The organism is Amycolatopsis coloradensis (assembly GCF_001953865.1).
GTDB classification, from domain to species: Bacteria; Actinomycetota; Actinomycetes; order Mycobacteriales; family Pseudonocardiaceae; genus Amycolatopsis; species Amycolatopsis coloradensis.
The window spans coordinates 1-12622 of sequence record NZ_MQUQ01000008.1 but is presented as its reverse complement, the minus strand read 5'-3'; the positions used below and the strand labels follow the sequence as shown (position 1 = coordinate 12622).

Here is a 12622-nt window from a genome sequence, read left to right as displayed (position 1 = left end):
GTGTCCCGGATCACAGGTTCCGGACGCGGCTTGGCCACTCACCCCGAGGACCATCGATGCGAATCGGAAAGATCGCTCCAGCGCTCGTCCTGGCGCTGGCGGCCGCCACCACGACGGCGTGCGGTGGCGGCGGCACGTCGTCCAGCGCTCCCCAGGAGCTCGTGTACTGGGCGTCCAACCAGGGCACCAGTCTCGACAACGACAAGGCGGCCCTCCAGCCGGAACTCGACAAGTTCGAGAAGTCCTCCGGGATCAAGGTCAAGCTCGAGGTCGTCCCGTGGACGGATCTGCTCAACCGGATCCTCGCGGCCACCACGTCGGGCAAGGGGCCGGACGTGCTCAACATCGGCAACACCTGGTCGGCTTCGCTTCAGGCGACCGGGGCGTTCTTGCCGTTCGACGACGCCGCGCTGGAGAAGATCGGGGGCAAGTCCCGGTTCCTCGGCCCGTCACTGGCGGCCACCGGGGCGAGCGGCCAGCCGCCGGTCGGCGTACCGCTCTACGGCCAGGCGTACGGCCTGTACTACAACAAGAAACTCTTCGCCGAGGCCGGTATCACCAAGCCGCCAGCCACCTGGGAAGAACTCGTCGGTGACGGCAAGAAGCTCACCAAACCCGACAAGGGTCAGTGGGGTATGTCGCTCCAGGCGGGCCAGGTCACCGAGAACAGCCACCACGCGGCGATCCTCGGAGCCCAGCAGGGCGCGCAGTTCTTCACTCCCGATGGCAAGCCGCAGCTGGCTTCGGATCCGTCGGTCGCGGCCGTGCGGCGGTTCGTCGACCTGATGCAGAAGGACAAGATCGTCAATCCGTCCAACGCCGAGTACGCCGACACCGCGAAGTCTCTCAAGGATCTGTCGGACGGCAAGGCCGCGATGTTCATGAACCAGGCTTCCGCGGGCTCGTTCAAGAACATCGGGATGGACATGGCGAACCTCGGCGTCGCGCCGATCCCGCTGCCCGCCGCCGCGCCGCCGAACGGCCGGAAAGTGACGAGCTTCGTCGCGGGGATCAACATGTCGGTCTTCAAGAACACGAAGAACCCCGACGCCGCACTGGACTTCGTGAAGTTCATGGTCTCGGCTCCGGAGCAGGCACTGCTCAACAAGACCTACGGCTCGCTGCCGACCGTCCAGGACGCCTACAGCGACGCGGCGTTCCAGACCGACGACGTCAAGGTCTTCCAGAGTGTCCTCGCGAATTCGGCGGAGCCGATGCCGCAGGTCCCGCAGGAGTCGCAGTTCGAGACCCTGATCGGCACCGCGATGAAGGCGATGTTCGCCGACGTCGCGGCCGGCGAACCGGTCGACGACGCCAAGATCCGGGACCAGCTGAACCAAGCGGATCAGCAGATCGCGGCCGGTAGTTGATGCCGACCGCTCTCGACAACGCCCCGGCCGTGAAAGTGGCCGGGGCGCCAGGGCCCCAGCGCGTCCGGCGCAAGCGGCGCCGGGTCGCGCTGCCGTATCTGCTCCTGCTCCCCGCGATCCTGCTCGAACTGCTCGTCCACGTGATCCCGATGATCGCCGGGCTCGTGATGAGCTTCTTCAAGCTGACGCAGTTCTCCATCCGGGACTTCTCGTCCGCACCGGCGGCGGGACTGGACAACTACGAGTTCGTCCTGGACTTCAATTCCGCGGCGGGGAAGGCGCTGCTGGGCTCGTTCTGGATCAGCGTCCTCTACACGGTCCTCTCGGTCGGGTTCTGCTGGCTCTTCGGGACCTCGGCCGCCGTGCTGATGCAGAAGAACTTCCGCGGCCGCGGCGTGCTCCGCACCTTGTTCCTGGTGCCGTACGCGCTGCCGATGTACGCCGCGGTGATCACCTGGTCGTTCATGTTCCAGCGCGACACCGGCCTGGTGAACAGCCTGCTGGGCACCGATTCCTTCTGGCTCATCGGGGACAACAGCTTCTGGTCGCTGGTGGTCGTCTCGGTCTGGCGCAACTGGCCGTTCGCGTTCCTGATCGTGATGGCCGGGCTGCAGAACATCCCCGGCGAACTGTACGAGGCGGCGTCGATCGACGGCGCGGGCTGGTGGCGGCAGTTCCAGGCGATCACCCAGCCGATGCTGCGCCCGGTCAACCAGGTCCTGCTGCTGGTGCTGTTCCTCTGGACCTTCAACGACTTCAACACGCCGTATGTCCTTTTCGGAGCGTCCGCGCCGAAGGAGGCGTCGCTGATCTCGATCCACATCTACCAGAGTTCCTTCGTGACCTGGAACTTCGGTCTCGGTTCGGCGATGTCGGTGCTGTTGCTGGTGTTCCTTCTCATCGTCAGCACCGTCTACTTGGGACTGACGATGAGAAGGAACACCGTTGTCTGATCCTCGCTGGGTCCCGTGGGCCCGTCGCTTCGTCCTCGGTTTCCTCGCCCTGTTCACCTTGGTGCCGCTTTACGCGATGGTCTCCTCGTCGCTGAAGCCGCTCGGGGACGTGCAAGGCAAGTGGGAGTGGTTCCCGACGACGCTGACCATCCAGCCGTTCTTCGACATCTGGGAGACCATCCCGCTCGCCGAATACTTCGTGAACAGTCTGGTCATCTCCGGTTCGGCGGCGATCCTCTCGGTGGTGATCGCGATCTTCGCGGCCTACGCGCTGAGCCGTTTCCGGTTCCGGGGCAAGAACTTCTTCAAGCTGACCGTGCTGTCCACGCAGATGTTCCCCGGCATCCTGTTCCTGCTGCCGCTGTTCCTCATCTTCGTCAACATCGGCAACACCACGGGCATCGTCCTGTACGGCTCCCGGCTCGGGCTGATCATCACCTACCTGACCTTCTCACTGCCGTTCGCCATCTGGATGCTCGCCGGCTACATCGACTCGATCCCCAAGGAACTGGACGAGGCGGCGATGGTCGACGGCACCGGGCCGCTCGGCGCGCTGATCCGCGTGGTCGTCCCCGCGGCGATGCCGGGCATCGTGGCGGTGGGGATCTACTCGTTCATGACGGCCTGGGGCGAGGTCCTGTTCGCGTCGGTGATGACCGACTCGGGCACGCGGACCCTCGCCGTCGGCCTCCAGGAGTACTCCACCCAGGTCCAGGTCTACTGGAACCAGGTCATGGCCGCCTCGCTGATCGTGTCCGTCCCGGTCGTCGCCGGTTTCCTCCTGCTCCAGCGCTACCTCGTCGCCGGGCTCACCGCCGGCGCCGTCAAATGACTCGCATCGTCGAAGAGAGGTCTGTCTTGAATCTGCACCTGCCCGCCGATTTCCTGTGGGGTGCGGCCACCGCCTCGTACCAGGTCGAAGGCGCCGTCGACGTCGACGGCCGCCTCCCGTCCATTTGGGACGACTTCGTCCGGGTCCCGGGTGCCGTCCTGAACGGCGACACCGCCGACGTCGCGTGCGATCACTACCGGCGCTGGCCGGAGGATCTCGGGATCATGAGGCAACTGGGTCTCGACGCCTACCGCTTCTCGGTCGCTTGGCCGCGGGTGATCCCCACCGGGCGCGGCGAGGTCAACGCGCTCGGCCTCGACCACTACGATCGACTGGTCGACGCGTTGCTCGAAGCCGGGATCCGGCCGTTCGTCACGTTGTTCCACTGGGACCTGCCCTCGGTACTCCAGGCCAAGGGCGGCTGGCCCGAGCGCGACACGGTCTACGCCTTCGCCGACTACGCGGCCGTCGTCGCGGCGAAACTCGGTGACCGCGTCAAGGACTGGAACACCGTCAACGAACCGTTGTGTTCGGCGTGGCTCGGCTACCTCGAAGGGCGTTTCGCGCCCGGGATCAAGGACCTGAAACAGGCCATCCATGCTTCCCACCACCTTCTGCTGGCGCACGGCCTCGGCGTGCAAGCGATCACCGCGAACGCCGCCGAGCCCGCGAACGTCGGGTTGGTGGTCAACCTCAGCGGGATCGAGCCCGCGTCGGACTCCGTCGAGGACGTCGAGGCGGCGGCCAGGATGGACGGACACGTCAACCGCTGGTGGCTCGATCCGTCGAACGGCCGCGGCTACCCGGCGGACATGATCGAGGTCTACGGTGTCGAGCCGCCCGTGCTCGGGGACGATCTCGAGGTGATCTCGGCTCCGGTCGGCTACCACGGGCTGAACTACTACTTCCGGCAGATCGTCGAGGACGACCCGAACGGTTCCGCGCCGCGCGCCAGGCAGGTGCCCGTCGAGGGAGCCGCCACCACCGCGATGGGCTGGGAGATCCACGGCCAGGGGCTGGCGGACCTGATCCACCGGCTCGCCGATGAATACGGCGCCCGGGCCATCTACGTCACCGAGAGCGGCGCCGCCTTCGACGACAAGGTCGCCGAGGACGGCTCGATCGACGACGCCGACCGCATCGCCTACCTCGAAGAACATCTGAGCGCGGTGGCCGGGGCGGCCGAAGCCGGGGCTCCGGTGAAGGGGTACTTCGCCTGGTCTCTGCTCGACAACTTCGAGTGGGACAGTGGGCTGAGCAAACGGTTCGGGCTCGTGCGGGTCGACTACGACACCCAGATCCGCACGGTCAAGGCGAGTGGGCACCGGTACGCCGAGATCATTTCGGAGCACCACGGCCGCTAGCGGCCTCGTGAGTGGTAGGGGCGGATAGAGCCAACTGTGGTCGCCGGTGCGCGGATGGCGATTTCGTGTGACTGGACGGACGACACGCGTGATGGAACGGACGACACGCGGCGAAGCCCGGCTTGAACGTTCGTCCGGGCGGATGGATCCGGTGGCGCGGATTCGTCGCCGGCTACGAACGGACGTCTCGCGAAACCTCCTAGTGTCGCCATGAACGAGGCGATCTAGGAGGCTAAGCAATGCGGACACTCTTGCGTGGCGGTCGTGTCATCGATCCGGCGACGGGGTTCGACGGCACGGCCGACGTGCTGGTATCCGGCGGGGTGGTCACCGCCGTGGGGGAGGGTCTGGCCGCGCAGCCCGGCGACAGGGAGATCGACGTCTCCGGGCTCGTCGTCGGACCAGGTTTCATCGATCTGCACAGTCACGTGCACACCATCGCGGGCCAGCGGCTACAGGCGATGGACGGCGTCACCACCGCGCTCGATCTCGAAGCCGGGCTGATGCCGATCGAGCGCGCGTACGCCGAAGCCGCCGCGGCAGGACGTCCGCTGCACTACGGGTTTTCCGCGTCGTGGGGCTCCGCCAGGGCACAGGTGCTCGCCGGGATCGAGCCCGACGCGAACATCGACAGCGGCCTCGCGGTGCTCGGGAACCCCGCCTGGCAACGGTCTTCGTCGCCCGCCGAACTGAAGGGCTGGCTGTCCCTCGTGGAGGGTGAGCTGGCCGCGGGTGCGCTCGGCGTCGGCGTGCTGCTCGGTTATGCGCCTCTGACGGACCCTGCTGAGTTCGTGGCTCTCGCGCGGCTCGCCAAGGAGGCCGAGGCGCCGACCTACACGCACGTCCGGGAACTGGTCGAGGTGGATCCCGCGACCCCTGTCGACGGGTCGGAGGAAATCGCGATCGTCGCGGCCGAGACCGGCGCCGCGATGCACCACTGCCATGTGAACAGCACGTCCGGCCACCAGATCGACCGGGTGCTCGCCGCGCTGGAGGCGAGCCGTTCGGCCGGGTCGAGGGTGACCGTGGAGGCCTATCCGTACGGCGCGGGAAGCACGGGGATCGGCGCCGCCTTCCTCTCGCCCGAGCGGCTGAAGATGAAGGGGCTCTCACCGTCCAGTGTGATCATGCTGGAGACGGGGGAGCGGATCGCGGACGAGAAACGCCTGCTCCAGGTGCGTGCCGAGGATTCGGGTGCGCCGTGCATCCTGGAGTTCCTCGACGAGGGCAACCCCCGCGACCTCGAACTGCTGCGTCAGGCGCTCGTGTTCCCCGACGCCATCGTCGCCAGCGACGCCCTGCCCGTGTACTGGAAGGACGGCACCAGCGAGAGCACCGAATGGCCGCTGCCGCCCGGCGGGGCGACGCATCCGCGCACGGCCGGCACGTACGCCAAGACGTTGCGCCTCATGGTGCGGGAAAGCAAGGCGTGGACCTGGCTGGAGGCGTTCCGGCGCTGCTCCTACCTGCCGGCGCGTGTCCTCGACGAGGTCGCCCCGGCAGCGCGGGCAAAGGGCAGGCTCGACGTCGGGGCCGACGCGGACATCGTCGTGATCGACCCGGACGTCATCACCGACGCGGCGACCTACGTCGACCCGATCCGGCCGTCCGTCGGCGTCCGGCACCTGTTCGTTTCGGGCGTTCCGGTGGTCACCGACGGGAACCTGCGCGCCGACGCCTTCCCCGGCGAGCCACTGCGGGGTGAGCCGCGGTGAGCGAACTGCTCGCAGACATCGAGACCCTGATCCGTTGCGAGTCCCCGTCTTCGGATCACGACGCCGTCGCCCGCAGCGCCGAGGTGGTCGCGGGTGTCGGCCGGAGACTGCTCGGCGTGGAGCCGGAGCGGATCGTCGTCGACGGCGTCACCCATCTGCGCTGGCGGTTCGGCGACGGACCGGCGCGCGTGCTGCTCCTGGGGCACCATGACACGGTGTGGCCCCACGGTTCTCTGGAGACTCACCCGTTCTCCGTGCGGGACGGCGTCTTGCGCGGCCCTGGCTGCTTCGACATGAAGGCCGGGGTCGTGATGGCGTTGCACGCCGCCGCGACGGTACCCGACCGCACCGGACTGTCCATTTTGGTCACCGGCGACGAGGAAATCGGCTCGCCGTCTTCCCGTGCTCTCATCGAAGAGACGGCGGCCGGTTGCGACGCGGCGTTCGTACTGGAGGCCTCGGCCGACGGCGGCGCGCTGAAATGCCGCCGCAAAGGTGTTTCCCAGTATCGGATCGAGGTCGTCGGCCGGGCCTCGCACGCCGGGCTCGAACCGGAGAAGGGGATCAACGCGGGGATCGAGATCGCCCACCAGGTCCTCGCGGCGGCCGCGATCGCCGACCCGGAAGCCGGGACCAGTGTGACCCCCACGGTCGTCTCGGCGGGAACGACGGTGAACACCGTTCCGGCGGCCGCGAGCGTGGCGGTCGACGTCCGGGTGTGGAACGAGGCCGAGCAACTCCGGGTCGACCGGGCGATGCGGGAACTCCGGCCGGTTTTGGAGGGCGCGGAGGTCCGCGTCACCGGCGGGATCAACCGGCCGCCCTTGGAAGAGGGTTCGTCGGCGGGATTGTTCGCGCTGGCCCAGGAATTGGCGGGCGAACTCGGCCTCGGCGAGCTGACTTCGGCGTCGGTCGGCGGCGCCTCGGACGGCAATTACACCGCTGGGATGGGGATTCCCACTCTCGACGGTCTCGGTGCCGTCGGCGGCGGGGCACACGCGGATGACGAACACGTCGTCGTCGCGGAATTGCCGCGGCGCACCGCTTTGCTCGGCGCGCTGGTGGAAAACGTCCTCGCGAAGCGAGGTCCGTCCGGCGCGACGAATCCCGCGGGCGAATCTGGTACGGCACGACAGTGACTCGGCCGCCGGGCCGGGAAAGGATTGTCCCGTGACGAATCTTGCGACGAATACGGAAAGCCTGGTTGCCCGGGAGGTGCGCGACGAAGCCGCCGCCACCGCACGGGCCGCGGCCGTGGCTTCGGGCGTCGAAATCCGCGAACTCACCGAAATCGCCGATCTGGCGGCGGTGGTCGGCCTGTTCGAGTCGATCTGGAAGTTCGCGCCCGGCGCCCGGCCGGTGAGCACGGAACTGCTCCGTGCGATGTCCACGGCCGGGAATTACGTCGCGGGGGCGTTCGAGCACGGCGAACTCCTGGGGGCCTGCTTCGGTTTCTTCGGCAACCCGGGGAAAGCGAGCCTGCACAGTCATATCGCCGGGGTCGCCGACGCCGGCGCGGGCCGGGGAATCGGGGCCGCGCTCAAACTGCACCAGCGTGGCTGGGCGCTGCACCAGGACGTCTCGTTGATCACCTGGACCTTTGACCCGCTGGTGCGGCGCAACGCTTACTTCAACCTGACGAAGCTCAGTGCGCGGCCGATCGGTTACCTGCCCGACTTCTACGGTCCGATGGAGGACGGCATCAACGGCTCGGGCGACACCGACCGGCTGATGGTCGGCTGGGACCTGACGAGCCCGGACGTCCGCGCCGCCGCCTCCGGTGAACCTGTCCTGATCGACGCGGAAGCGCTGGGCGCGGCGAAGGCACTCTCGGTCGACTCCGACGGCGGCCCGGTCATCGGGTCCGCCGACACACCGACCGTGCTCGTGGGCGTTCCCCCGGATGTCGAACGGTTACGCCGCACCGATCCCGGTCGCGGCAACGCGTGGCGTGTCGCCCTGCGCGAAGTCCTCGGCGGACTGATGGCGGACAACGCCAAGGTCGCCGGTTTCGATCGTGCCGGCTGGTACGTGATCTCGAAGGAGCAGTCGTGAAACTCAGCGGTGTGGAACTGCGCCGGGTCCGGATGCCGCTCGTGGCCCCGTTCCGGACGTCGTTCGGGACACAGGCGGAACGGGAGCTGCTGCTCGTACGCGCGGTGACGCCGACGGGCGAGGGCTGGGGCGAATGCGTCGCGATGGAGGCTCCGCTCTACTCGTCGGAGTACAACGACGCCGCCGAGCACGTGCTGCGGAACCATTTGATCCCGGCCCTGCTGGCGGCCGAGGACGTGACCGCGTACAAGGTGACGCCGCTGCTGGCGAAGTTCAAGGGCCACCGGATGGCGAAGGCCGCGCTGGAGATGGCTGTCCTCGACGCCGAACTCCGTGCGCACGACAGGTCCTTCGCGGCGGAACTCGGGTCGACCCGCGACTCGGTGGCTTGCGGGGTCTCGGTCGGGATCATGGACTCGATCCCGCAGTTGCTCGACGTCGTCGGCGGGTACCTGGACGAGGGCTATGTCCGCATCAAGCTGAAGATCGAACCGGGCTGGGACGTCGAGCCGGTGCGTCAGGTGCGGGAGCGCTTCGGCGAAGACGTGTTGCTCCAGGTCGACGCGAACACCGCGTACACCCTCGGTGACGCGCCGCTGCTGGGCAGGTTGGACCCGTTCGACCTCCTGCTGATCGAGCAGCCACTGGAGGAGGAGGACGTCCTCGGCCACGCCGAACTGGCCAAGCGGATCCGGACACCGATCTGCCTCGACGAGTCGATCGTGTCCGCGAGGTCCGCCGCCGACGCGATCAAGCTCGGCGCTTGCCAGATCGTCAACATCAAACCGGGCCGTGTCGGCGGCTACCTCGAAGCCCGCCGGGTGCATGACGTCTGCGCGGCACACGGGGTCGCGGTGTGGTGCGGCGGGATGATCGAGACCGGTCTCGGCCGGGCGGCGAACGTCGCGCTCGCCTCGCTGCCGGGCTTCACCCTTCCTGGTGACACGTCGGCGTCCGGCCGGTTCTACCGCACGGACATCACCGAGCCGTTCGTACTGGAGTCCGGACATCTCCCGGTCCCGACCGGGCCAGGCCTCGGCGTGACCCCGATCCCGGATCTGCTGGACGAGGTCACGAAGGCGAAGGCGTGGATCAGTTCGTAGCGTGCTACGAATCCCGGGGTTAGATTTGGTTGAGACGGACCGATCGGTTCGGCGAAACCGAGTTTAACTTCGGGGGGTGCTGACACCGGTGCCCAGCAAGCCACATACGAGTTTGGGGCGCGTCCTCGAAGACCTCGGGGACGTGCTCCTGGAGCCGATCGCGGTCGGCCGGACCACCCGCAAGCAGCTCGGCGGGGTGGTCATCCACGATCCGCACGACGAGTCCGAATTTCCCGCCAAGGCCGTCGTGCTCGGCGTCGGGGTGCGGGATCCCGACGAGATCGTCCGCCTCTTGCACGACGTGGGTGCGAGCGGCGCGGCGGCGCTCGTCGTCCGGTCTCCCGTCACCCCGACGCCGGAACTCCGGCGCGCCGCGGACTCGTCCGGGGTCGCCCTGCTCGGGCTCGCGCGCGGCGCCTCCTGGGCCCAGCTCGCCGCCATGCTCAGGACGTTGCTCGCCGAGGGAGACGTCGGTGAGGTCTCGCCGCAGACCCTCGGCGGGATGCCGTCCGGTGATCTTTTCGCACTGGCCAACGCGGTCGCGGCGCTGCTGGACGCGCCGGTGACCATCGAGGACCGCAACTCGCGGGTCCTCTCGTTTTCCGGGCGCCAAGACGAAGCGGACCCGTCCCGGGTCGAGACCATCCTCGGCAGGCAGGTGCCGGAGCGGTTCACCCGCGGTCTGGAACGGGACGGTGTCTTCGAGAGGCTGTACCGCGACCACACACCTGTCTACGTCGATCCGCAGCGTTACGACGACAACGAGATCACCATCCCGCGTGTGGCGCTCGCCGTCCGCGCTGGCGACGAAGTGCTCGGGTCGATCTGGGCAGCGGTCCGGGAACCGCTCAGCGAGGAGCGGACCCAGGCGTTCATCGACGCCGCCAAGCTGGTCGCGCTGCACATGCTCCGGCTGCGCGCGGGTGCCGACGTCGAACGGCGGCTGCGTGCGGATCTGGTGAGCACGGCGCTCGAAGGCGGGGCCGGGGCTCCGGAGGCCATCGCCCGGCTGGGCCTGCTCGGCCAGCCGTCGATCGTGCTCGCCATGGGGCTGCTCGGCGCGTCCGCCCCGGACGACGATCTCCGACTGGTCGCCGACCGCCAGCGGGTCGCCGACGCGCTGGCCATGCACCTCAGTGCCGTCCAGCCGCGTTCGGCCGTCGCCCTCGTCGGCGACGTCGCTTACGGAATCGTCCCGATGCCTGGCAGTCACGCCGACTGCCAGGAGCGTTCGGTTCGGGTCGCGTCGACCTTCCTGGAGCGCACCGGACGCCGGGCGGCGGCCGCGATCGGCATCGGACCGCTCGCGCTCGACGGCTCCGGCCTGCGTGCCTCGCGTGACGGCGCCGACCGGGCATTGCGCGTGCTGCTCACCAACGCCCGCGCGAAACGCGTCGCGACCGTGGAAGACGTCCACGTCGACGCGCTCATGCTGGAGCTGGCCGATCTCGCCGTGGCGAGGGGAGACGTCGCGACAGGGCCTGTCGCGCGGCTTCTCGCCTACGACGCTCAGCATCAGTCACAACTGGTGCACACCCTGCGGTGCTGGCTGGACGCCTTCGGTGACATCGGTGCCGCGTCCGCCGCGGCTTACGTCCACCCGAACACCTTCCGGTACCGGCTGCGGCGCCTCGCCGAGGTCGGCGAGATCGACCTCGACGACGCGGGGGAGCGGTTCGCGGCCATGCTGCAACTCCGGCTACTGCCCCGTGACACCCAGACCGGGGCGCCGGCCGAGGAGTCCTGACCACCGGCGGAGTTGGTCCACCGCGCCCGAAAGACCTCCGGATGTTCGTGGGAACGCACGAACTCTGCTCGCCACCCGCTGTTCAGAATGAGTGATCGGCGCCACGGCGGCGCCGTTCTCCTTCTCTCCCAACGTTTCCGCGGAGGCGCCATGACGACAGTGGTCAAAGAGGACACCTGGACAGCGCGGCGGATCAACCGGACGGCGCTCATCACCATGGTGGTGATGGTCTTCGCCTGGGCGGTCGACTACATCGACCGGTTCTCGATCGGGATGGCGCTGCCGATGATCGGCGCCGAATTCGACCTCAGCAAGACCCAGCAAGGCTGGCTCGTGACCGTGTTCGCGCTGGTCTACATGGTCTGCCAGATCCCGGCGGGTTTCCTCGCCGACCGGTACGGCTCTCGCGGGCCGATGCTGGTGACCTTGCTGCTCTGGTCGGCGTTCACCGCGATGACCGGGTTGGCGGGCACCTTCGGCATGCTGCTGGTCGTCCGCGGCCTTTTCGGGGTGTGCCAAGGGCTTTTCCCGGCGGCCTCGTTCAAGGCGATCGCGGAACGGACCACCCCCGGCAACCGTGCGACGGTGACCGGCGTGATGCTGTCCGCCGGCGGGATCGGCGCGGGGCTGGCGCCGCTGATCGTCGGGCCGCTGCTGATGGCGATCGGCTGGCGGCACACGTTCTTCTGGATGGCGGGGATCGGTGCGATCATCGGCGTGATCGTCTGGACGCTGTTGCCGAAAGCGCTTCCCAAGGAGCTGAGCAGTCTACCCCGTGACGAGACGGCGCCGCCCGCGGTCTCGCGCAAACAGGTACTGAAGTCCTTCGTGGTCTGGAAGTTCACCCTGCTGTTCTGCGTCACCAACATGCTGAACTACGGCCTGATCACCTGGGTCCCCAGTTATCTGCTGGAGACGCGGGGCCTGACACTGAGCCAGACCGGTGTCCTCGCCGCGATCCCGATGCTGGTCAGCATCGGCACCACCATCCTCGGCGGCTGGCTGTTCGACCGCTACTTCCACGACCACGGCCGCTGGTACCTGAGCTCGATCGCGATGGCGACCGTGGTGCTGCTGATCCTGATGGTCAACGCGGACAGCACGGCGGAGTTCACCCTCTACGAAACGCTCGCCCTCGCGGTGTTCGGCATGGCGACGATGGCCGTCTTCGGCCTGCCGTTACGCGTGCTGCCCACGGAGGTCACCGGGATCGGCATGGGCGTGATGAACTTCGGCGGCCAGGTGGCGGGCGCGGTCGCCCCGGTGGCGATGGGCTGGCTCGCCGACGCTTTCTCTTACACCGCCGCGTTCGGGTTCCTCATCGGCACCACCTTCCTCGCCGCCGTGATGGCGTTCTGGGTGCCGCAGAACCCCGCGCAGTTCACGTTCCCCGCCGCGAGTCCTCAGTAGACAGTGCCACGCCACCCGCACCGGGGCAGGTCGCGAAAGCCACTTTCGGGACATCAGATGTCCCGAAAGTGGC

The 12622-nt window shown here is 68.2% G+C and carries 10 protein-coding genes; all 10 read left to right on the top strand.

Annotated features, from left to right (window positions below):
• Positions 1-56 precede the first annotated feature (56 nt).
• The 10 genes from BS329_RS15980 (at position 57) to BS329_RS15935 (ending at position 12549) form a co-directional block, all read left to right on the top strand.
• Positions 57-1370 (top strand): ABC transporter substrate-binding protein, encoded by a 1314-nt coding sequence (locus tag BS329_RS15980; RefSeq protein ID WP_076161514.1) that lies wholly within the window; start codon positions 57-59, stop codon positions 1368-1370.
• Positions 1370-2323: a carbohydrate ABC transporter permease gene (locus tag BS329_RS15975; protein ID WP_076161512.1), complete on the top strand. Its 954-nt coding sequence runs from the start codon at positions 1370-1372 to the stop codon at positions 2321-2323. The genes BS329_RS15980 and BS329_RS15975 overlap by 1 nt, the downstream gene beginning before the upstream one ends.
• Positions 2316-3155, top strand: coding sequence for a carbohydrate ABC transporter permease (locus BS329_RS15970; protein WP_076161510.1), 840 nt, complete (start codon positions 2316-2318; stop codon positions 3153-3155). The genes BS329_RS15975 and BS329_RS15970 overlap by 8 nt, the downstream gene beginning before the upstream one ends.
• Positions 3156-3181: 26 nt before the next feature.
• Entirely contained in the window at positions 3182-4519 is a 1338-nt protein-coding gene (locus BS329_RS15965) for a GH1 family beta-glucosidase (protein WP_076161508.1), read from the top strand.
• A 239-nt stretch (positions 4520-4758) separates the two neighbouring features.
• Positions 4759-6234 carry an amidohydrolase family protein gene (locus tag BS329_RS15960; RefSeq protein ID WP_076161506.1) on the top strand — a complete coding sequence of 492 codons (1476 nt, stop codon included), beginning with the start codon at positions 4759-4761 and terminating at the stop codon, positions 6232-6234.
• Positions 6231-7373, top strand: coding sequence for a M20 family metallopeptidase (locus BS329_RS15955; protein ID WP_076161504.1), 1143 nt, complete (start codon positions 6231-6233; stop codon positions 7371-7373). The genes BS329_RS15960 and BS329_RS15955 overlap by 4 nt, the downstream gene beginning before the upstream one ends.
• 31 nt (positions 7374-7404) lie before the next feature.
• The gene (locus tag BS329_RS15950; RefSeq protein WP_076161502.1) at positions 7405-8289 is read left to right on the top strand and encodes a GNAT family N-acetyltransferase; all 885 of its coding nucleotides are present in this window, start codon (positions 7405-7407) and stop codon (positions 8287-8289) included.
• A complete protein-coding gene (menC, locus tag BS329_RS15945; protein ID WP_076161500.1) occupies positions 8286-9392 on the top strand; it encodes an o-succinylbenzoate synthase in 1107 nt (368 codons plus the stop codon). Before BS329_RS15950 ends, menC begins: the two co-directional genes overlap by 4 nt.
• A 76-nt stretch (positions 9393-9468) precedes the next feature.
• Complete coding sequence (locus BS329_RS15940) at positions 9469-11139, top strand: PucR family transcriptional regulator (RefSeq protein ID WP_076161498.1); 1671 nt, start codon at positions 9469-9471, stop codon at positions 11137-11139.
• A gap of 150 nt (positions 11140-11289) precedes the next feature.
• The gene (locus BS329_RS15935) at positions 11290-12549 is read left to right on the top strand and encodes an MFS transporter (protein WP_076161496.1); all 1260 of its coding nucleotides are present in this window, start codon (positions 11290-11292) and stop codon (positions 12547-12549) included.
• The last annotated feature ends 73 nt before the right edge of the window (positions 12550-12622 follow it).

Coding starts and splice junctions, on each gene's coding strand:
- BS329_RS15960 (WP_076161506.1), top strand. CDS start 4,759: ATGCGGACACTCTTGCGTGGCGGTCGTGTCATCGATCCGGCGACGGGG.
- BS329_RS15975 (WP_076161512.1), top strand. CDS start 1,370: ATGCCGACCGCTCTCGACAACGCCCCGGCCGTGAAAGTGGCCGGGGCG.
- BS329_RS15935 (WP_076161496.1), top strand. CDS start 11,290: ATGACGACAGTGGTCAAAGAGGACACCTGGACAGCGCGGCGGATCAAC.
- BS329_RS15980 (WP_076161514.1), top strand. CDS start 57: ATGCGAATCGGAAAGATCGCTCCAGCGCTCGTCCTGGCGCTGGCGGCC.